17 protein-coding genes are annotated in these 21,357 nt (G+C 66.0%); 11 read left to right on the top strand and 6 right to left on the bottom strand.

Annotated elements, in window-relative coordinates:
* The first annotated feature begins 617 nt into the window (after window positions 1-617).
* From ACTIF1_RS19915 to ACTIF1_RS19925, 3 genes are all read left to right on the top strand, one after another.
* Window positions 618-1,394 carry a hypothetical protein gene (locus ACTIF1_RS19915; protein ID WP_439598205.1) on the top strand — a complete coding sequence of 259 codons (777 nt, stop codon included), beginning with the start codon at window positions 618-620 and terminating at the stop codon, window positions 1,392-1,394.
* 407 nt (window positions 1,395-1,801) lie between these two features.
* Window positions 1,802-1,939 carry a hypothetical protein gene (locus ACTIF1_RS19920; protein ID WP_439598206.1) on the top strand — a complete coding sequence of 46 codons (138 nt, stop codon included), beginning with the start codon at window positions 1,802-1,804 and terminating at the stop codon, window positions 1,937-1,939.
* Complete coding sequence (locus tag ACTIF1_RS19925; RefSeq protein WP_439598207.1) at window positions 1,936-2,160, top strand: hypothetical protein; 225 nt, start codon at window positions 1,936-1,938, stop codon at window positions 2,158-2,160. Before ACTIF1_RS19920 ends, ACTIF1_RS19925 begins: the two co-directional genes overlap by 4 nt.
* A 264-nt stretch (window positions 2,161-2,424) precedes the next feature.
* Here ACTIF1_RS19925 and ACTIF1_RS19930 read toward each other — a convergent pair whose 3' ends face one another.
* From ACTIF1_RS19930 to ACTIF1_RS19940, 3 genes are all read right to left on the bottom strand, one after another.
* Window positions 2,425-3,303, bottom strand: coding sequence for a hypothetical protein (locus ACTIF1_RS19930; RefSeq protein WP_439598208.1), 879 nt, complete (start codon window positions 3,301-3,303; stop codon window positions 2,425-2,427).
* A gap of 120 nt (window positions 3,304-3,423) precedes the next feature.
* On the bottom strand, window positions 3,424-4,599 hold the full coding sequence (locus ACTIF1_RS19935) for a bifunctional DNA primase/polymerase (RefSeq protein WP_439598209.1): 1,176 nt from the start codon (window positions 4,597-4,599) through the stop codon (window positions 3,424-3,426).
* A 130-nt stretch (window positions 4,600-4,729) separates the two neighbouring features.
* Window positions 4,730-5,050, bottom strand: coding sequence for a hypothetical protein (locus ACTIF1_RS19940; RefSeq protein ID WP_439598210.1), 321 nt, complete (start codon window positions 5,048-5,050; stop codon window positions 4,730-4,732).
* Between the two features lie 305 nt (window positions 5,051-5,355).
* On the opposite strand from ACTIF1_RS19940, the gene ACTIF1_RS19945 reads away from it, so the two are divergent.
* The 7 genes from ACTIF1_RS19945 to ACTIF1_RS19975 are packed head-to-tail and all read left to right on the top strand — an operon-like array spanning window position 5,356 to window position 16,359.
* Window positions 5,356-8,400 carry a BPTD_3080 family restriction endonuclease gene (locus ACTIF1_RS19945; protein WP_439598211.1) on the top strand — a complete coding sequence of 1,015 codons (3,045 nt, stop codon included), beginning with the start codon at window positions 5,356-5,358 and terminating at the stop codon, window positions 8,398-8,400.
* Complete coding sequence (locus tag ACTIF1_RS19950; RefSeq protein ID WP_439598212.1) at window positions 8,393-9,193, top strand: hypothetical protein; 801 nt, start codon at window positions 8,393-8,395, stop codon at window positions 9,191-9,193. The genes ACTIF1_RS19945 and ACTIF1_RS19950 overlap by 8 nt, the downstream gene beginning before the upstream one ends.
* The gene (locus ACTIF1_RS19955; protein ID WP_439598213.1) at window positions 9,193-11,919 is read left to right on the top strand and encodes a site-specific DNA-methyltransferase; all 2,727 of its coding nucleotides are present in this window, start codon (window positions 9,193-9,195) and stop codon (window positions 11,917-11,919) included. Before ACTIF1_RS19950 ends, ACTIF1_RS19955 begins: the two co-directional genes overlap by 1 nt.
* A complete protein-coding gene (locus tag ACTIF1_RS19960; RefSeq protein WP_439598214.1) occupies window positions 11,916-12,740 on the top strand; it encodes a hypothetical protein in 825 nt (274 codons plus the stop codon). The genes ACTIF1_RS19955 and ACTIF1_RS19960 overlap by 4 nt, the downstream gene beginning before the upstream one ends.
* Before the next feature lie 39 nt (window positions 12,741-12,779).
* Window positions 12,780-13,715, top strand: coding sequence for an HNH endonuclease (locus tag ACTIF1_RS19965; protein ID WP_439598215.1), 936 nt, complete (start codon window positions 12,780-12,782; stop codon window positions 13,713-13,715).
* 23 nt (window positions 13,716-13,738) lie between these two features.
* Complete coding sequence (locus tag ACTIF1_RS19970) at window positions 13,739-14,281, top strand: hypothetical protein (RefSeq protein ID WP_439598216.1); 543 nt, start codon at window positions 13,739-13,741, stop codon at window positions 14,279-14,281.
* Window positions 14,278-16,359: a 3'-5' exonuclease gene (locus ACTIF1_RS19975; protein ID WP_439598217.1), complete on the top strand. Its 2,082-nt coding sequence runs from the start codon at window positions 14,278-14,280 to the stop codon at window positions 16,357-16,359. Before ACTIF1_RS19970 ends, ACTIF1_RS19975 begins: the two co-directional genes overlap by 4 nt.
* A 527-nt stretch (window positions 16,360-16,886) precedes the next feature.
* On the opposite strand, the gene ACTIF1_RS19980 is transcribed toward ACTIF1_RS19975, so the two are convergent.
* From ACTIF1_RS19980 to ACTIF1_RS19990, 3 genes are read right to left on the bottom strand one after another with little or no spacing between them, the layout of a single operon-like run.
* The gene (locus tag ACTIF1_RS19980; protein WP_439598218.1) at window positions 16,887-17,534 is read right to left on the bottom strand and encodes a ThuA domain-containing protein; all 648 of its coding nucleotides are present in this window, start codon (window positions 17,532-17,534) and stop codon (window positions 16,887-16,889) included.
* Window positions 17,535-17,551: 17 nt separating this feature from the next.
* Window positions 17,552-18,649 (bottom strand): Gfo/Idh/MocA family protein, encoded by a 1,098-nt coding sequence (locus ACTIF1_RS19985; RefSeq protein WP_439598219.1) that lies wholly within the window; start codon window positions 18,647-18,649, stop codon window positions 17,552-17,554.
* A 16-nt stretch (window positions 18,650-18,665) separates the two neighbouring features.
* Entirely contained in the window at window positions 18,666-19,868 is a 1,203-nt protein-coding gene (locus tag ACTIF1_RS19990) for an ROK family transcriptional regulator (RefSeq protein ID WP_439598220.1), read from the bottom strand.
* Window positions 19,869-20,111: 243 nt separating this feature from the next.
* Between ACTIF1_RS19990 and ACTIF1_RS19995 the strand changes: the two genes are divergently transcribed.
* Window positions 20,112-21,356 (top strand): ABC transporter substrate-binding protein, encoded by a 1,245-nt coding sequence (locus tag ACTIF1_RS19995; RefSeq protein WP_439598221.1) that lies wholly within the window; start codon window positions 20,112-20,114, stop codon window positions 21,354-21,356.
* The last annotated feature ends 1 nt before the right edge of the window (window position 21,357 follow it).

The raw sequence follows: 21,357 nt of genomic DNA on the forward strand, positions 1-21,357 counted from the left end.
CGGCCGAAACGGCGGACCGTCTGGATGTTCAACCTCGCTGGACTGACGCACGGTGGCGCGAGGATATTCCGAAGACAAGACGGTGAGGGGGATGCCTTTTCACTGCCGCTTCAAGCCGCCGGCACCGGGGTGCGCGCCGTGACCATCACCTCGGCTGGCGTCATGAACCAGAAGGACAACGCTATAGCCGTGGCCGTCCTGCGCGACGCGCTGGGGACCGTTGCGGCGGCCGAGGCGCGCTGGGCGGTCGACCATGGCAAATCGGTCATGCCTAAACCGCCTCTCCCGCATGCCGGCACCCCGCTGACGGCGCCCGCCTGCGTCCGGAAAAGGTGGCTGCAGCCTCGTCAGCCGTCAGGAGGGATGGCATCGTTTTGCGCGCGCGGACCTCGAGCGGATGGTCGAGGCCATCCGTGTCGAAGGTAGTGAGAAGTAGGGCGCCGGGATCTCGGGCATCCTGCGTGCGCTGCAGGCGCTGCGTGTTGGTGCGTCCGCCAGACCGTCGGTCCTAATGGCGCTGTCCATCTGCGAACACGGCCTCGTCAGAGCATGCCAATGCCGTTGGTGACTGCCTTCCTTGGGTGCGAACATCCCCGCCGCAGAAATGGAGGTGGAGATTGACGGGAACGCAACGTGCCGGCATTGACCTTGCCGCTATCACGAAGCTCATCGAGACGATGGGGTTGTTGGCCGAGAGCCAACGGGCCGTCTTGTCTTCGGCCATCAAAGTGCGCTCGCCCAAGGTACCCGGGCGAGTGATCAGGCCCGCATGGGATCTCATCGAAGCGGAGATCATCGCGATGCGCCCGGGCACCAAATCGACCATTCCACCGGATGACTTCGACCTCCGCCACCTTGAGGCGATCATCAACGTCATGCATGACCTTGTGGACCTAACTCACCGCCGGGTCCCCAAGAGGGTTCGCGAATTGGCGTGGAGCCTCGTTCACGGTGAATTCCTCTCGGCTCAGCAGGCAGATGATACCGACTACCTTGAGAGCGTCGTGGGCGTTGCTGAGCAAGTTTCTATAATCATGGCCGAGCGCCCCAGGGCAGATCGTCCGCAGGGCACATCCTTCCTCTCCCGGTCCCTTATCTGCGGATTGCGTTCGACGATCTCTGCTTGCCTGCAGCAAGCGAAGGAGGGCAACGGCCCGGCAACGCTCCCGGCGAAGAGCTTCGTTGACCTGGAGCGCCTTAATGACTTGATCGGCAAGGGAAAACTGCTTTCCGACATCTCCGGCAAGGCACCGCCTACCGCGGTCGGAGACGCAGCGTGGGGCCTTGTCCAGTGGCATCTGGAGAGCATCACGCCGAATCCGACATCGGCGCCGCCCCCGAACGATCCCGGGCATCCGGGACGAAATCATCCTGGCTTCTCAGCCACCGCCTGAACACTGGCATGCGGTCGGCTACATGCCCGAAGCGTCGCGCCAGCGCGTTTAGCCGCACGGCGAAGGCCGTACACCCGCGGCAGGGTACGAAGTGGGTGTCGAGCACCACAACGCGACAGTCCGCCTTCATGCCAGGACCGATATACCGGCCGACGCCGAGCCACCTGCAACAGATCCAGTAGTTTGGGCTCGGCTCCTGAACTGCGTGCTCCTGGGGAACCGGGTGGCGGTATTCCTTTGATTGCTGCTCACAGCGTCACCACCAGAGGCGACTAAGGCACCGCCTTCGGAAGGTGGCGGTTCAGCTTGCACCTGAACCGCCGGCAGCCTTTCCAACCGGACGCCGGGGGAGCAATCCCCCCGGTTGTCAGGAGGCAGATATATGGGCTCCGGACGGAGAATTCACCATGAATCAGCAGGAGGATGTAGTCGGCTTTGCGGAGGACGCTGCAGCGTTCTGCACGAATCTGGAGGAACTGGAGATGACCACGGCCGATCTGGTGCGGACCACCACCGGCATGGCGACAACCGATCAGCCGAGATGATCCGCAGCAACCGCCAGCGCGTGGCCACCGGCACCACCCGCTACTCGGGCGAGCTGCGAGCCATGATGGTCCCCACGAAGAAGCTGCGGATCCGCAAGGTGAAGGCGAAGCTGGCAGCGATCCATGCCTGTCCGGCCGTGGGCGCGCCCGCCGAGGGATCAAGGCTGAATGATCGACGGCCATGGGAGCTTGATCCGAGGGAAGGGAGGTCGGCCTTCTGACGACCAAGATGACTGACGCGAGCGCGGGCTTGGATGGCCGCCCCTGAGAAACTCCCGACGGCGCTCCTTTGGGTTTCAGGCTGCCAGCCGTGCCCCTGTGCACTCGCACTCTACGGCGCGCCGGCGCCGTCGCCGGTAGGTTGGCCGTAGTCACACCGCAGGCTTCGCAGGTGTCATCGGCGCCCGGCGTTGCTACGGCATCCACGAGGACGGTGGGCCGGCCGAGGAGCACCGGACTCCGCCTCTGTTGCAGTCACCGGCTGCTCAGCCGGCCTGCGGTTCCGATCCTTCCGGCGCGAGCCAGCGCAGCCTGACCACCTCCTCCGGCTTCGGCCGCTGCGCCGTGAGATGCGGCAGACCCGCCTCGAGACGCCGCCCGAGGTTGATCGCCGCGATCGACACCTCGGGCACCAGCAGGACCTGCTGCAACAGCAAACGGGGCTTGGCTGAATAAGCTCCAAACCCGGCGAGTGAGATTGCGCGGCCTGCTTGTGCCTCGCCGGCCGCGACCTGGCGCTCGACGGCATCTAGGGTCTGGGCGAGGCCAGCTGCCAGATGCAGCACCCCACGGAACGGCTTCACCACGCGGTTCCGAAAGTTCACCGGGGCCTCAGCGCTGTCGATGGAGGGGAAACGTGCTGGTGGCAACTCGCCGCGCGTCTGCATGTATGCGGCGAACTCAGCCTCGTGGTGCATCACCCGCTCGCTCTCCGCCGTCAGCGTCCGTGCCTCGCCCCAGGGCCTGGGTAGCATCGCGAGCTTCTCGCCCGCGCTCAGCGCGACACCCCGCACGAGCGCCGGCATCTGCGCGTGAGCCGCGCCCATCGCGACTTCGACATCGTGGACGGCCTTGGCGACCAGCTCGTCGGCGCGCTCCTTCGACATCTCGAAGTGCGCCGGCACGAGCAGCTGCGGCCGCAGCGCCTCCTCCGGGTCGAGCTGGATCCGAAGGCTCAGGATCTTGCGCGAGAAGGCCGCTACCAGCTCAAGCCAAGCCGGCGCCGTCGCGGAGGCGGGCGGCCGGGCAATGCTGGCCAGCAGCTTGCTGGTGATTAGCAGGTCGGGCTCATCGCCCCCGACGTAAATTGTCACACTAGGCGGGGCGCTTGCGGTTGGTGGGGCAGCAGGGTTGTCCGCTTTCATCTCAGTAGATTCCTCGACCTCACGGCAACCAGCGCCCGCTCCGGGTCGCTCGCTCTGTTCGCGCCTGTCTCCGATTCGGGCCGGAAGGAGTGTCTTTATATTGTGTGTGATACGCCCACACTACGCCAACGGCGGGCGGACCAGGACGAACTTCGCGGGGTCGCCAGGTGCCTTGCCGCCAGCATGCACGCGGCGGAGGAAGCCCCGCTGCACGAGATACTCGCGCGCGCTGCGCAGCGCCGTCTCTCCCATGCTCGGGATGCTCCCGTGCTTCACCATCGACCGGACGGCAACGGCGAAGGGCTCGGGCCGGCTGCCATGGGCGATGCGCAGGTGAGCAAGTAGCCGGAGCGCGTCGCTGGACTCGATGAGGTTCAGCTCCTCGGCGCTGATCTGAAACACACCATTCCCCTGCGCCCAGTTCGACCCGCGCTCCTGATAGCCAAAGGCGCTCATAGCTGCCCGGGTTACCTCGGCGGCAGGCAGCGGCTTCTCAAAATGAAGGAGGTTGATGTCTTCCAATATTGCCGCGAGCTCCTGGACATTTTCTGCGGACGCCGCGAATTGGAGTCCCGCCCTGAAAAGGGTGTTGTTCCGAACGCCGATGGGGATTTTGCGGGTCGCGTTGCCCCTGATGGCCCCTGGAGCCGCCTTAGCCGCTGCCTGCCCCGGACCGGCAAGGCGCTCGAGGCGCTGGCGCCAGTCAGTGGGCAGCGGCGGCGGGAGTTTGAGGAGTTCCGCCAGTCCGCCCTCTTCGAAGCGGTATTCCCCGCCGGGATGATCCTCGAAGGGCTCGCGTACGCTCGGCGGCGCGACGACGAAGCCCCCTGCGCCCTTGATGTCAATTGGTAGCTGGGGCCGAAGATTGGTCGAGCGCTCGCCCTGATTGCGATAGTAGAGATGAGTTCCGCCGCTCGGCGTGCGGACCTTGATCGTCGTGTCGCCGAGGGCCTGCAGCACCCGCGTGACCAGTGCGGGGTCGTCGATGTCGACAACAGTAATCGGGCAGGAACCCGCGCCTGTGAGGATGCCAACGTTGGCCATCTGCAGGCTAGGCCGGTCAAGTGCGGCGGTCACGCTCTGCACCGTGGGCGCATGGCTGCCGGCGAACTTGATCAGCGGTCTCTTGCCGTCCTTCCCGCCACAGGGGATCGGCGGGATGCCGACGGCCGCATAGCGGCGCGCTTGGATACCATAAGGACCGGCCGGACTTCCTGGTCCCGAGGGGACTTGTTGGGAAATGAGAGTTTTGGCGTTCGGACGAGTTGTCGCCCACGGGTTCTTGGAGATTTGCATGCGCCTGGCCTGGGCCAATGGCCGAGAGCAAGGCGGTTCGGTGATGCGTAGTATTCCTGAACCGTCCCCGGTGCGGTGGCGCTAACTCCACGCACAAAAGGCCCCATCCGGCGACGGATGGGGCCTCGTGTCAGCTGTGGTCTTCCCTGTCTTTGGCGGCGGCTTCTAACGCAACGACGACGCCATCGCGCTGGCCGCGGAGGAGCTCGGTGCCGAAGTCAAGGTGGGTCATCGCCTCGGTCAGCTTGGCGTCCACTGCGCGCCAAGCGTCCAGGACCTCGACTGCGGCGAAGCAGCCGGGATCCATGCTGAAGCGAAGCACCTCTTGGGCCTGAAGGTGTGAAAGCTGCGTGAGCCATACCCAAGCCGCACAGAGGTGGTCGGTGGCATTGGCGAATTCGTCTGGATCGACGCGCGCGGTCGCGCCGCTGGCTAAGATGCCTTCGGTCATGATGGTAACTCCGAATAATGATTGGGGGATGCGGTGCGTCCGCAGAGGCTTCCGTAGCGACTGGCACCGGTCGGCACCCCTAGCCATTTCGATATAAGAATTAATTTCTTAGAATCGACCATTTTGCGAGTAAATTATACGGCAATTTCAATTTAAAATAGAAATAATTTCTAATTTAGTCTGCGCGTCAGCGCGCTGCAGCTAACCATCTACGCTGGCACATCCCTTCCGAGAGCCGCGACCCTGGAACGCATCCGTAATACCGCTATGGTCCCACCCGGTCCTGGGGAGCGAGTCGACAGCGGATGGAAGCGTCATTCTTCGAGCGTCCGATCCTCAATTCCCCCTATGCACCGCCCGCACGGCACTGGGAGCTGGATGCAGAAGGCCAGCCGACGACGCGAATCCTGGACACGCGCCGCCGCTCTGACCTCATCACCCCGGTGCCCAAGCCCAAGCTCAAGAAGGCTGCGAAGGGCAAGAAGCAGGACCAGTTCACCTTTGAGGATAAGGCTGGCCTCTCCTCGGCAGAGCAGGAATACAATCCGACCCCCATCATCAACGAAATTCGCGGCTACGTTGAAGCTTGGCGCAACCTGCCCAACCCCAGTCAGTGGAAGGTCACGCCCGAGACGGCGCGGCTACTGCAGCACTGGCGGCAACATGATTTCCAAGATGTCCGCCCCTTCTTCTGCCAGATCGAGGCGGTGGAGACCGCGATCTGGCTCGCCGAGGTCGCCCCCCACTTCCCCGCCCGCACCGCCAAGTTCACCCAGCACCTGAAGGCAGCCAACGCGCAGGCTAACCCGGAGCTGATGCGCATCGCGCTGAAGCTTGCCACCGGCGCCGGCAAGACCACGGTGATGGCGATGCTGATCGCCTGGCAGGTGGTCAACGCCGTCCGCCACCCCGACAGCAAGCGCTTCTCCCGCGGCTTCCTGATCGTTGCCCCCGGCATCACCATCCGCGACCGCCTCCGCGTCCTCATGCCGAACGATCCCGACAGCTACTACAAGGGGCGTGAGATCGTGCCGGCGGACATGCTGCCCGCGATCGACAAGGCGAAGATTGTCATCACCAACTACCACGCATTCAAGCCGCGGGAGCGTCTGGACATCGCCAAGGGTACCCGCAACGCCCTGGAAGGCTGGCGGGAGGAGAAGCTCCAGACCATCGAGACCGAAGGCCAGATGCTGGCCCGGGTGATGCCGGAGCTGATGGCCATGAAGAACATCGTCGTCCTCAACGACGAAGCCCATCACTGCTACCGCGAACGCGTTGCCGACCCCGAGGAACAGGACCTCAAGCCCGAGGAGAAGGAGGAGGCGAAGCAGAACAAGGAAGCCGCGCGACTTTGGATCAGCGGGATCGAGGCGGTGAAGCGCAAGCTCGGCATCGCCAATGTCTACGACCTCTCGGCCACGCCCTTCTTCCTGCGCGGCTCAGGCTACGCCGAAGGCACGCTCTTCCCCTGGACGATGAGCGACTTCTCCCTGATGGACGCGATCGAATGCGGCATCGTGAAGCTGCCGCGCGTGCCGGTCTCCTCCAACGTCAATGACGAGACGATGCCGGTCTTCCGGAACCTCTGGGAGCATATCGGCAAGCTCATGCCGAAGAAGGGGCGCGTCGCCGGCCAGGCGCCGGACCCGCAGAAACTGCCGGTCTACCTCATCGCCGCCCTCCAGGCGCTCTACGGCCATTACCGCGAAACCTACGAGTTGTGGGCCGAGAAGGGCATTACGGTGCCGCCGGTATTCATCCTGGTGTGCAGCAACACCGCCGTCTCCGAGATGCTGTACCGCTTCATCGCGGGTTACGACCAGACGGACTCCAACGGCGACACCAGCTTCATCCCCGGCGCGCTGGAACTGTTCCGAAATCACGATGAATTCGGCAACCGCCTGCCGCGCCCCAACACCATCCTGGTCGACAGCGCCCAGCTTGAATCCGGGGAGGCGCTCGACAAGGATTTCCGCGCCCTCGCCGCCGATGAGATCGAGCGCTTCCGGCAGGACATGGTGGACCGCAGCGGCGATATTCGTGCCGGCGAGACCATCGATGACGCGACCCTGCTGCGGGAGGTGATGAACACCGTTGGCAAGGCCGGCCGACTGGGGGAGCAGGTTCGCTGCGTCGTTTCCGTCTCGATGCTGACCGAAGGGTGGGATGCGAATACCGTCACGCATATCCTCGGCGTGCGTGCCTTCGGCACGCAGCTTCTGTGCGAACAGGTGGTCGGCCGCGCGCTGCGGCGGCAATCCTATGGTCTGAACGACGATGGGCTGTTCAATGTGGAGTACGCCGATGTGCTCGGCATTCCCTTCGACTTCACGGCCAAGCCCGTGCCGTCCAAGCCCACGCCGCCCAAGCAGACGGTGCGGGTGCAGGCCGTGCGGCCGGACCGGGACACCTTGGAGATCATATTTCCTCGTGTGGAGGGCTATCGCGTCGAGCTGCCGGAGGAGCGGCTGGAGGCGACCTTCACGCCCGACCATGTGCTGGAGCTGACGCCGGAGCTGGTCGGCCCCACCCGGAGCCGGAACCAGGGCATCATCGGGGAGGCTGCGGATTTCGACCTCGACCATCTGGATGAGGTGCGGGAATCCACGGTGCTGTTCCATCTGACCCGCCACCTCCTCTACCGGACCTACCGAGAGCCGAATGAGGCGCCGAAGCTGCATCTGTTTGGCCAGATGAAGCGCATCGCGCGCCAGTGGCTGGATGGCGGCTACCTGAAGTGCTCGGGCGGCAGCAAGCCGGGTCAGCTTCTCTACCTGGAACTGGCGGAGATGGCAGCGAACCGCATCAAGGATGCGATCACGCTCGGCCTGGTGGGGGAGCAGGCGCCGAAGGCGATCCTCGATCCCTACAACCCCGGCGGCTCCACCCGCTTCGTCAACTTCACCACCTCCAAGGACGTGTGGAAGACCCGGCATGACCGCTGCCACGTGAGCCACGTGGTGCTGGACAGCGACTGGGAGGCGGAACTGGCCCGGGTGGTGGAGGAACATCCCCGCGTGCTGTCCTATGTGAAGAACCAGGCGCTTGGCTTCGAGGTCCCCTACCTGCTCGGCTCCCAGCCTCGGCGCTACCGCCCTGACTTCATCGTCCGCATCGATGATGGCCGCGAGGATCCGCTGAATCTGGTCATCGAGATCAAGGGCTATCGCGGGGAAGACGCGAAGGAGAAGGCGAACACCATGCGCGCCTTCTGGGTCCCGGGCGTCAACAACCTCCGCAGTTTTGGCCGCTGGGGGTTTGCCGAGTTCACGGCGGTGTACGAGATCGAGGCCGGCTTCGCGAAGCTGTTGGACGGCCTCATGCAAAGGGAGCCTGCGCTTGGCTGATCGGACGAAACCCGGCGCCGATTGGCTTGCAAAGCCCCTCTACTGGGCCGTCATCAGCTACTACCGCGCCTGGCTCGCGACCGATGGCGCGCATGTCGCCGTCGTGCGGGAGGCAAAGGGCCTGGACGTGCCCATGCTCCGCCGGATCGGAGAGGAGTACCGGGTCAGCCGGTGGATCCCGGGTGCCGAAAAGTCGGCGGTGGAGAAGGAAGACTATCCCGGCGTCGATGATGATCCGTCCGCCCGGATGTTCTGCCGCATCCTCAATGACGCGCGCGCAGCATGGCCGTTAACCGGTCTCGTCGCACGATCAGGAGTCTGCATCGACATCGTCCAGGAGGCACGCGACCGGCAGGTCTCGGGCTCCAATCTGGTTTCTGCGACGACGAAATTCATGTGGTTCCTGAAGCCGGCGGGCTGGACCGTCTTCGACCGCTTCGCCTGCGTCGGGATGGGCATCGACCCCACCAAGGGCGACGCCGCGACCAGGATGACGCGCTTCTATGCGGCCCTGGAAGCCCAACGCTTCGAGGACCTGATTGCCGGGATGCAGGAGGTGATCGACCAGGACCCGCTGCTCTCTGGCCTGCCGGCCGGCCGCATCATCGACAACCTGCTGATGGCCCGTGGTGGCTGGGCGGGGGAGGCCGAGACGTTCCTGCGCGTACTCCGCTGCTACCCGACCGTATTGCCGCCGCCGGTCGGGGAGGCATTGCTGAGCCTCGCGACATGCATGCAGGCCACCTTCGGCGACCACCCCCTGACCAGCCCTGACCCCAAGGCGCTTTCCTGATGGCCAAGCCCCCGATCGAGATCACCGCGCACCGCCACCCCGACGCGACCCGGAAGAACATCCCGACCGCGGAGCTGGAGACGGTGATGCGGGCGGAGGAGAGGTCGCCGGTGCAGGTGGCCTATGGGCGGCGGAACCGGGATCTGGATCCGCAACTCGTCTGGCGCGGCAAGGATGAGCAGGATTGGTCGGACCTGATCGTGCAGGCGCCGCCGCTCTACATCCAGGAGAAGGTGCACCCCCATGCGCTGATCCAGGAGATCAGGCGGCGCGGGGCGGCGAAGCCGGTCCCCTCGGCCATGCCGGACCTCTTCGCGGATTTCAACGGGCTGGCGGACAAGCAGGCGGCGACCGAGTTCTACCAGCATGACCAGCACTGGTCGAACCGGATGATCCTGGGCGACAGCCTGAGCGTGATGGCCAGCCTGGCAGAGCGGGAGGGGCTGCGCGGGCAGGTGCAATGCATCTATTTCGACCCGCCCTATGGGATCAAGTTCAACAGCAATTTCCAGTGGAGCACGACTGACATCAAGGTTCAGGACGGGAGTTTGCATCATGTCACGCGCGAGCCGGAGCAGGTTCGGGCCTTTCGGGATACCTGGCGGGACGGCATCCATTCCTACCTAACCTATCTCCGTGATAGATTAATAGTGGCGCGCGATCTGCTCCATGAAAGCGGTAGTATTTTTGTGCAGATCGGCGAAGAAAATTCTCATCTTGTTCGTGCGGTTTTGGATGAAATTTTTGGCAATGCAAATTTTATCACGACAATATCGGCCCAAAAGACTGGAACTGTCACTGGTGATTTTTTGCAGGGAAATTCTGATTCGATCTTGTGGTTTGCTCGAAATCGGAGTGCTGCAAAATTTCGCCCGCTTTTTCTAGATCGAGATGGCGTGCCGGACGAGCAGGTTCGCGCTCAGGCTAAGTCTGAGAGGATGGATTACGGCGCCTACCCGTTAACGTCCGATGGTTTTAGGGATTCAACAACTGTAAATTTCGATTTTGAAGGGCAAGTTTTTCATCCTGGACAAAATCGGCATTGGGGGGTTGTTGTTGATGGCTTGGCGCGCGCGGGACGTGCGGGCCGGATAGTGAGGCAGGAAAAGCAGGTTAGGTTGAAATTTTTCTGGGATGACTACCCGGTTCGTGCTCTCGGGAATTTTTGGTCTGATGTTGGTGGCGCGACAGGAAAAATTTATGTTGTTCAGACAGCACCGAAAGTCATCCAACGCTGCATCCTGATGGCATCCGATCCCGGCGACCTTGTCCTTGATCCCACCTGCGGCTCCGGCACCACCGCCTTCGTCGCCGAGCAATGGGGCCGCCGCTGGATCACCATCGACACTTCACGAGTTTCCCTGGCCCTTGCCCGGTCCCGTCTGATGGGCGCGCGCTACCCCTACTACCTGCTCGCCGACAGCCCCGAGGGCCAGCGCAAGGAAGCCGAGGTCACGCGCAGCGCGCCGAAAACCGCGCCCACCGCCGGCCGCCTGCGCCAGGGCTTCGTCTATCAACGCGTCCCCCACATCACGCTGAAATCCATCGCCACCAACGCCGAAATCGACGTGATCTGGGACCAGGCGCAGACCGTGCTGGAACCCCTCCGCACCGCCCTCAACGGCGCCCTGGCGAAGACCTGGGAGGAATGGGAAATCCCCCGGGACGCCGCGCCCGATTGGCCCGACGCCGCCCGCAAGGCGCATTCCGCCTGGTGGGAGGCGCGGATCAGGCGGCAGAAGGAGATCGACGCCTCGATCGCCGCGCGGGCGGAGGTGGAATACCTCTACGACAAGCCCTATGAGGACCGGGGCCGCACCCGCGTTGCCGGGCCCTTCACGGTGGAAACCCTTTCCCCCCACCGCGCCCTCGCGGTGGACTGGGATGATGAGCTCATCGACGGCCGTCGGAAGAGCCGCGGGCTGCAGGAAGGGCAGGCGGGGCTCAAGGCGGATTTTGCCTCGATGATCCTGGAAAACCTCCGCAACGCCGGCGTGCAGCAGGCCCACAAGGAAGACCGCATCACCTTCACCAGCCTCACCGGCTGGCCCGGCCGCTTCATCGGCGCCGAGGGGCGCTTCATGGAAGGCGACCAGGAACGCCGCGCCGGCATCCTGATCGGCCCCGAATTCGGCACGCTGACGCGGCCCGACCTGGTGGCCGCGGCACGGGAAGCCTCCGACGCCAACTTCGACATCCTGATCGCCTGCGCCTTCGCCTATGACGCCCACTCAGCCGAATTCGACCGGCTGGGCCGCGTGCGGGTACTGCGCGCCCGGATGAACCCGGACCTGCACATGGCGCAAGATCTGAAGGCGACGGGGAAGGGAAACCTCTTCGTCATCTTCGGCGAACCCGACATCGCCATCGACAAGCTGCCGGACGGCCAGCTTCGCGTTCGCATCAAGGGCGTGGACGTCTTCAAGCCCCAGACGGGGGAGGTGGTGTCGGAGGGGAAGGAGGGCATCGCCCTCTGGATGATCGACACCGACTACGACGAGGAAAGCTTCTTCGTCCGCCACGCCTACTTCCTGGGCGCCAATGACCCCTACAAGGCGCTGAAGACGACGCTGAAAGCCGAGATCGACCCGGACGCCTGGGCGAGCCTGAACAGCGATACCTCGTATCCCTTCCCGAAGCCGGCGAATGGGCGGATCGCGGTGAAGGTGATCAATCACCTGGGGGATGAGGTGATGAAAGTGTTTGCGGTGGGGGGTGGGGCGTGAGGGCGCTGATCGCGAAGCCGCTCAACGATTGCCATCGCGAGTTCAACCGACTTTGTGAACTCGGTGGCGGTGTCGGTGGAGGGCCAGCGCGGGGAAAGGTTCGTGATGTCCTCCGGACTGCCGGCCAGAGGCTGAACGGCATGGCGTACCGGGAGATCGCCGAACATCTTGCAGCATATCCAACTGCGAACCCCTGGCATGTCTGCTTTTCCGTGGGGCTCTGCTGGGGGCATCTGGCCCGCCTCGACGTCGATTTTACGGGCGAGGTCGTAGGGGCGTTGACAGACTGGAAATCAGCCGACCTATCCTTTGCGCGGCACTTCGCTCTCGAACGAGGCCCCGAGCCTATCCAGCAGTCTTTGATCGGTGCCCAAAACCTGTTCTCGCGCGTCAAGCTTCCGCCGAACCTCCCGACGTCGCTTGTTCAGCTTGGTCGTGCGCAGGAGCGGTGGTTGAGACTTATCCTGACCGACCCCGACCGGCCGCGGTATATCGGTAGCTGGAACGCGACGGCGATGTTCATGATCGCGCTCTTCGCGCAGCCAGCGCTTGCGGCCACATGCAAGGAGCCGCCGCCTATCCTGCCGCCCGGCGGGCCCATCTTCCATGGACTGAAGTTGCTGCATGAAGCACGTATCCTCTCGCAGGCGCCTGATGGCGGATCGCTGGATGAAGCTGGGTTCGAGCCTGGAGTTCTTTCTGCGAACAATGGGTTGCTTTCCGAGTTGCAGGGCGGCCATTCGGATTGGAGCCTGATCGACGTCCACAGCGGCGTGTACATGTTGGGCACGAAGCACCCGCTGTCGGGTAGCTGGTCGTAGATGCCGGCCCGCCGTCTGATCGCGGCGCTGGTGTAGCCGATGGCGAAGGCGGTCCTCACCACGAAGGTCGATCCGACCTATGACGACCTGCCGGAGCATCGCTACCACTTCCCGCGCAGCTACCTGAACCAGGTGGAGGCGGCGCGGGGCGATTGGGTGCTGTACTATGAGCCGCGGCGAAGCTCCGGCCACCTGTCCAGCCGCGGCGGCCGGCAGGCCTATTTCGCGACGGCGCGCATCTCGGCCGTCATCCCCGACCCGACCATGGCCGACCACTTCTATGCCCTGGTCGATTCCTACCTCGATTTCCCGCGCCCCGTGCCGTTCCAGGAGGGCGGGCACTACTACGAGGCGGCGTTGCAGCGGCCTGATGGCGGCACCAGCAAGGGCGCCTTCGGCCGAGCCGTGCGGACGGTGCCGGACCGGGAATACGAGGCCATCCTGCAGGCTGCCTTCGCGACCCTGCTGCCCCACGGTATGCCGCCGCCTCCACCGCGGCCCGCCTGGCAGGCCCGAGGTTTCGCCGCGGACCAGGCGGAGTTCGAGGACGACGAACCGGCGGAAATCGATCGGCCGGTGGTCGAGCGTGTCATCGCCCGGCCGTTCCGGGACGCGGCCTTCGCGACCTCGGTAAAGGCGGCGTACGGCGATACTTGCGCCTTCACCGGGCTGAAGATCATCAATGGCGGCGGGCGCAGCGAGGTCCAGGCCGCGCATATTCGCCCGGTCGCGGCGAACGGGCCTGACTCGCTGAGGAACGGGTTGGCGCTGTGCTCGACGTTCCACTGGATGTTCGACCGTGGACTGGTCTCAGTCGATGACGACCATCGGTTGCTCTTGGCGAAGGGGGCGGTGCCGGATGCGGCGCAGCGGCTGCTCACCCCCGAACGGGTGCTGCTGGTCCCAGCGCGCGCGGAGCAGACGCCGCATCCGATGTTCCTGCGCTGGCACCGCGAGAATGTCTTCAAGGGATGAGTGGAGAGGGAGGCGGCGTCGTCATGGCAGTGCTTGTCGAAGGCATCTCCGTGGTGGTGCGGGCTGACGCGATCGAGGTGCGCTATCCCGGCGGCCTTGACGCCTTCGAAGCGGCAATCCCGAACCAGACCGCCTGCAGCGATGGGGAAATGGTTCGGGTCGGCTTCATGGTGCCCGCCGATGTCGAAGCCTACGTGCGCTCCCTGCAGGCCGCGGGTCTGGTCTGGCAACGCGATGGCGCCGCGCAGGATCTTGTTGTGGTGGACCAGCAATCCGGGCCGCTGATGCGCTGCGACTGGCTGGAAGCCCGGCGCGTTGGCCTCGGCGCGGATGGCCGGCAGCGGGTGACCATCGCTCGCCTCATCGGGTCCCATGCCGCGGGTTTGGCGACGCCGCCGGGATGGCGCTTTGAAGGCTCGCCGTCCGAGACTTTCGGCTTCGCGCCAACGGTGACCCATACCCCCGGGCTCCACTTTCTGCGGCAGGAAAACGGCATGGATGTGTATTGGGATGACCTGGCCGGGCAGGAGGTCTTCGTGGGTCGGGCCGGGCGGCAGCCGCGATGATCGAATTCCGCATCGCCGACAGCTTCACGGGCAGCCTCGCAAAGCTTACCGCGGCTGAGCAGAAGGCCGTGAAGACCACCGCCTTCGACCTGCAGATCGATGCCTCGTCGCCCAGTCTGTCCTTCCACCGGCTCGACCGGGCGAAGGACCCGAACTTCTGGTCCGTGCGGGTCAATGCCGACATCCGCGTAATCGTTCATCGCACCGGCGAAAGCCTGCTGCTGGCCTATGTGGACCACCACGACAAGGCCTATCGCTGGGCCGAGCGCCGCAAAATCGAACGTCACCCGACCACGGGCGCCATGCAGCTCGTGGAGATCCGCGAGAGGGTCGAGGAATTGCCGCCGGTACAGCCCGCGGCAGCGGCTTCCGCGCCCGGCACCAGTCCCTTCGGCGCCCTCCGCAAGCTCGAATTGATGGCGATGGGCGTGCCAGAGGAATGGGTGGAGGATGTGCGCGCCGTCACCGATGACAACCTTCTCGGCGTGCTGGAACACCTGCCGCAGGAGGCGCAGGAAGCCCTACTGCGCTTGGCCGTGGGGGAGCGGGCCCCGGCACCCGCCCCGCTGCCCGCGCCTCCCCCCGGCCAGGACCCCTTCGCCCATCCCGACGCGCAGCGCCGCTTCCGCGTGCTGAGCGACGTGGAGGAACTGCGCCGGGCGCTGGACTTCCCCTGGGACCGCTGGGCGGTCTTCCTGCACCCGGCCCAGCGCGACCTGGTCCGGCGCCGCTACCAGGGGCCAGCGCGCGTCACCGGCTCGGCCGGGACGGGCAAGACCATCGTGGCGCTGCACAGGGCGGTTCATTTGGCTCGGCGGGATATGAAGGCGCGAGTGCTGCTGACGACCTTCTCCAAGCCGCTGGCGCGCGCCCTGGGGCAGCGGCTGGCCATTCTGGTGGATGGGGAGGCGGCGCTGGCCTCGCGCATCCACATCCAGGCGCTGACTGGCTTCGCCTATGACCTCTACACCAAGGCCTTTGGGCAGCCCCAGCTGGTGCCCGATGCGCTGCTGCATCAGGCGATCCGCAAGGCTGCCGCCGGCAACAAGATGCCGCTGGCCTTCCTGATGAACGAGTGGACCGAGGTGATCGACGCCCAGCAGATCACAAGCTGGGACGCCTATCGGGACGCCGCGCGGCTCGGCCGGAAGACCAGGCTGGGCGAGAAACAGCGCCAGGCGCTGTGGGCAGTCTTCGCCGAGGTGCAGGCAGCAATCTCCGCCCGCGGCATGACGAGTTGGGCGGGCATCTTCCATCGGCTCACCGAGCAGGCGAGGGCGGGGAAGGGCTTCGAGATCGACCATGCGGTGGTCGACGAGGCGCAGGACCTCAGCATACCCGAGGCGCGCTTCCTGGCGGCGCTGGCGGACGGGAAGCCGGATGGGCTGTTCTTCGCCGGGGACCTCGGGCAGCGCATCTTCCAGCAGCCCTTCTCCTGGAAGGCGCTGGGGATCGACGTGCGCGGCCGATCCCATGCGCTGCGGATCAACTATCGGACGTCCCACCAGATCCGCAGCCATGCGGACCGGCTGCTGCCTGGCGTCGTCTCGGATGTGGATGGGGAAAAGGACAGCCGGAAGGGCACGGTCTCCCTGTTCGACGGACCGGTGCCGACCGTGACGCTGTTCAAGAATGCCGCGGCGGAAAGCGATGCTGTTGGCGCCTGGATCAGGCAACGGATCGGGGAGGGGGCCACGGCCCAGGAGATCGGCGTGCTGGTGCGGTCCTCGGCCCAACTCCTGCGGGCGCGGGCGGCCGTGAAGGCGGCAGGCGTGCCCGCCAGCGAGTTCGATGACAGGCTGGAACCGGTGGCCGGCGCCGTCTCCATCGGGCCCATGCATTTGGCCAAGGGGCTGGAATTCAGGGCGGTGGCCGTGATGGCCTGCGACGATGAGGTGCTGCCGCTGCAGGAGCGTGTGGAGGCCGTGACCGACGAGGCCGACCTGGCCGAGGTCTACGAAACCGAGCGCCACCTGCTGTATGTCGCCTGCACCCGGGCGCGGGATGCACTGTGGGTATCGGCGATCGGGCCAGGGTCAGAGTTCCTGTCGGATCTGGGGGTGGGAGGGCGCCGATAGTGGCCGCGAGCCCGCAGAAGTGACCCGATCGCCCTCAGGCGACGAATGGTGAGGACGTCAATGCAGCTCATGCGTGACAACTATCGGATGGTTGGCTGGTGTGAGGTCAAGGAACTGCGACCTCTCCCGACGGCAGCAACTGCGGATGAGCGTGTGTGCCGTAGCTTGAAACTCACTGCGCACGTCCTGCGGGAACGCGCTGCGCTCCTGGAAAGTGAGTGGGGGCTGTCGGCTCCGACGGCAGCTTCGGAGGCCGCCAAGATACCCAAGGGGTCTGCGGGAGGGAGGTGGTAGGCGCACGTCGGCGCACTGCCGCTTCGAAATTTTTCGCGCTAAGGCCTGCGGCAGGAAATGAATGGCGGACTTGACCCTCACTGACGTCGAAACCGCCGCTTCGAATGCACCGCTCCACAGTTGCCGCCTCATCATCCAACGAGCAGCAAATCAAGACGCTTGCGCGTCCCCGCATCCCAATGCGAATACAAACCCGCCAGACCCAACACGGTCCGGCGGGTTTTCGCGTTGATTCAATCTCGCGCGGCCCAAAGCATGCCGCGACGCAAAATCTCCCGCATCTGCGGCACCGCGAATTCCGTCGCCACATGGCCGAGCGAGGAATAGAAGACGCGCCCGCGCCCATGCCGGCGCTTCCAGACCACCGGCATCACATGCCCCTCGATCCAGTCGCAATGCGCGCCGCCGAAGGTGGTGGTGGCCAGCACCTCGTTGTTCGGGTCGACATGCATGTAATACTGCTCCGACCGATAGGGGAAATCGCCGATCCCTTGCATGATCGGATCCTCCGGCCGCGTCACCTGCACGCTGTAGTCGATGATATTGCCGGGATGGGCCACCCATTGGCCGCCCACCATGAACTGGTACTTCACCTCGTTCCGGAAGCTGTCGCCCATCTGGCCGTGAAAGCCGGCCAGGCCGACGCCGTCCCGCACGGCGCCCGACAGACCCTCGATCTCCTCCTTCTCGATGGTCGACATGGTGACGATCGGCACGATCAGGCTGAACTCGCCGAGCGCGGGGTCGGTGAAGGCCTCCGTCGTATTCTCCGTCACCACCTCGAACCCCTCTGCGCGCAGCAGGGCGCCCACCACCTCGGCGCATTCGCGGGGCTGGTGACCTGGCCAGCCGCCCCAGACGATCAGGGCCTGCTTCGTCATGCGTTTCTCCTCCCGTTTCAGTCGAGCTCGCCGAGCGCCGGGCGTGGCGGCAGCGGCGCCGGCCTCTCGCAGCGGCTTTCGATCGTGACGCTTCGCCCCTCGTCGCTGGATCGCCCGAAGGCCTCCATCACCTCCAGCACATGGAAGGCCAGCGCCCCGTTGCAGCGATGCGCCCGCCCCGCGCGGATGGCGCGCGCCATGTCCGCCAGGCCGAGGATACGGAAATTGCCATCGGCAAAACCGTGCGAGAGCGGCACATCCACCCAGGGCTCCCGCCGCCGGGCGAGCGACACCGTGCCGCCGAAGCGATTCGGGTCCGGCACCACCAGCGTGCCCTCGCTGCCATAGATCTCCATATTGCCGTGCCGGTGCTGCCAGACATCGAAGCTGGTGGTCAGCGAGATGACGGCGCCGCCCACGAAATGCAGCAGCCCGGTGACATGGCTCGGCGTCTCCACCCTGATCACCTCCCCGGCGCGCGGCCCGCTGCCGACGGTGCGTTCGGCGAATCCGGCGCTGGTCGCGCCCGTCACCCGCGCCACGGGGCCGAGCAGGTTCACCAGGTTGGTCAGGTAATAGGGTCCCATGTCGAACATCGGCCCACCGCCCGCGGCGTAGTAGAAGCGCGGATCGGGATGCCAGTGCTCATGCCCGTGGTTCAGCATGAAGGCGGTGCCGGAGAGCGGCCTGCCGATGGCGCCCTCATCGATCAGCCGGCGCGCCGTCTGATGCGCGCCGCCCAGGAAGGTGTCCGGCGCGCTGCCGACGCGCAGCCCCCCCGCGGCCGCGGCCTCCAGAAGGGTCCGCCCCTCGGCGGTGGAGGTGGCCAGCGGCTTTTCCGCATGCACATGCTTGCCGTGCCGGATCGCGGCGAGGCCCACCGGCACATGCGCCTGGGGCGTGGTGAGGTTCAGCACCACCTCCACCTCGGGATCCTGCAGCAGGGCCTCCACGCTCACGGCCCGCAGGCCGAATTCCGTGGCGCGCGCTTCCGCCTGGGCCGGGTTCATATCGGCGCAGCAGGTGATGCGCAGTTCGGGAAAGGCGGGGGCGGCGCGCAGATAGGCGGCGCTGATATTGCCGCAGCCGATCAGGCCGATGGTGACGGGCTTCATCGCCTTCCTCCCTCCCTCATGCGCTGGCATTCCAGGGTGCCTCGTAGATCCGGCGCAGCACGATGGTCGCCGCGCCGCGGGCCCACATCTCGTCGCCCCAGCTGTGCAGCAGGATCTCCGTGCCCTCGCGCAGCGTCGGCAGCACGTTTTCGGCCACGGCCGCGAAAAGCGGGTCGCGCAGCAGGGCGCCGGCGCGCAGCCCCTCGCCGGTCAGGATGACGCGGGGCGGGTTCAGCAGGTTCACCAGGTTCGCCACCGCCACGCCGATGGCGGCCCCCGCCTGGCGGAACAGCGCGGCCGGCGCTTCCTCCCCCTCCAGCGCCCGCTGGGCGAGGCCCGCGATCCGCTCCGGCGCGTCGTCGCCGGCGGGCAGCAGCCCCGCCTCCTCCGCCTGGCGCAGCAGGCCCCAGTCGGAGGCATAGGCATCGAGGCAGCCGCGCAAGCCGCAGCGGCAGGGCAGCCCGCCCGGCTGCATCCGCGTATGGCCCAGCGCCGGGCCGATGCCATGCGCGCCGCGATAGAGCTTGCCGTCGACGATCAGCCCCAGGCCGATGGTATTCTCCACCGTCACCACGGCGAAGGCAGCCTGGTCGCGGCCCAGGCCGAACCAGTGCTCCGCCACCGCCACCAGATTCGCGTCATTCTCCAGCAGCACCGGCACGCCCAGCCGGTCGGCGACCGCGGCCGCGAAGGGCACGGAGGCGCCGCCCAGCACCGGGCTCCAATGCGAGATGCCGGCGATGCCGTCGATCACCCCGGGCAGGCCGACGCCGACGCCGCTGATCCGCGCCATCTCCAGCCCGGCATCGGCGACGCAGCGGCGCACGCCATCCTCCACCAGGTCCGCCACCACCTCCGGCGGCTGGCGCGCGACGCGCACCGGCAGCACCAGGCTGGCCCGGCTGCCGCCGCGGGCATCCGTCACGGCGATGCCGATGCGATAGGCGGTGAGCTTCACGCCCACCACGTGATAGGCGCTGGAATTGAGCCCCAGCAGCACGCGCGGCCGCCCGCGCACCGCGTCGCCGCCGGGTGGGACATGATGGATGTCGATCAGCCCTTCCTCGATCAGCTGCGCGGTGATGGCGGAGACGGAGGCGGGGCTCAGCTCGGTGCGGGCTGCGATCTCGACGCGCGCGATGGGGCCGTCGCGGCGGATCGTGTCGATCACGTGGTAGCGGTTGATCGCCCGCATGAGCTCGGGGTCGGCCGTTTTCATGCGGTCGTCATTGTCTCCCTGGGCTCAGGATCGGCTTCGGCTGGCGGGGGGGTCAAGCCTTTTAATCAGGTATCCAAACAAAATTGGCGCGATGACGCCCATCGTGAAGATCGTTGTTGACGCCGCCGCGGCGTGCCGATCATGTTTATCCGGAGCCTGAATAAACAAAAGCGCCCCTCAAGGGGCGCACCGGAGGAAACGATGCGGTGGATGCCTTCATGGCTGCGCCCAGCCGTCCTGGGCTTGACCGTCCTTGGCTCGGCGCTCCTGCTCTCCGCGCTTCCCGCCACGGCGCAGACCACCATCCGATGGTTCATCTCGGAAAGCACGCCGGATGCCACGGTCTGGCAGCGCGACGTCGCGCGACGCTATCAGGAAGCCAACCCGAACGTCCGCTTCAATATCGAGGTGATGTCCGGCGAGCCCTACAAGGCGAAGCTCACCACCTCCCTGCAATCCAATGACCGGCCGCACCTGATCTATACCTGGGGCGGCGGCGTCATGTTCGCCCAGGCCGAGGCCGGGCTGCTGCAGGACATCACCGACCGCATGCGCGGCCCCTGGGCCGAAAGCCTGAACCAGGGCGCGGTGGAGGCGCTGAGCCATCGTGGCCGAATCTATGGCGCGCCCTCGCACCAGACCATGGTCGCGCTGTTCTACAACCGCCGCCTGCTGGCCCAGGCGGGGGTGGAGCCGGAGAGCCTGCGCACATGGGACGGGATGCTGGAGGCGGTGCGCAAGCTGCGCGCCGCGGGCATCCAGCCCTTCAGCGTCGGCGGATCGGACAAATGGCCGCTGAACATGATCTGGGCCAGCCTGTCGCTGCGCGTCGGCGGCCGCCAGGCCTTCGAGGCCGCGCTGGCACGCCAGGGCCAGGGTTTCGCGGGGCCCGACTTCCTGCGCGCCAGCGGGCTGTTCAAGCAGCTGATCGACCTGAACCCCTTCCAGCGCGGCTTCCTGGGGGATACCGCGCCGCAGGCGGCCGGGCAGTTCGGCGATGGGCGCGTGGCGCTCCAGGTCATGGGCAACTGGTTCGTCAATACCCAGCGCAGCCAGAGCGCCAACCAGCAGGGGCTGGCGGAGGCCGATTTCGGCTGGCTGCCCTTCCCGGAAGTGCCCGGCGGCCGCGCCGCCTCGAACGACGTGGTGGGCGGCGTGAACGGCTTCCTGGTGACGCGCGGCGCACCGCCCGAGGCGGTGGACTTCCTGCGCTTCTACACCAGCCCCGCCATCCAGCGGGAGGCGGCGGAGCGCGGCTTCTTCATCCCCGCCTCCCGCGGCGCCGGCGAGGCGCTGCAGAACCGCACGCTGCGCGAGATCGCGGCCTACCTCTCCCGCGCCGCCTATGTGCAGAACTTCTACGACCAGATGCTGGGCCCGTCGGTCGGCCGCGTGGCGAACGATACCTCGGCCGATCTCGCCGTGGGGCGGATCACGCCGCGCCAGGTGGGCCGCCTGATCCAGGAGGCCTGGGAGCTGGAACAGTAGG

The sequence above is a fragment of the Falsiroseomonas sp. genome (assembly GCF_051860665.1).
In the GTDB taxonomy this organism is placed as follows: Bacteria; Pseudomonadota; Alphaproteobacteria; order Acetobacterales; family Acetobacteraceae; genus Falsiroseomonas.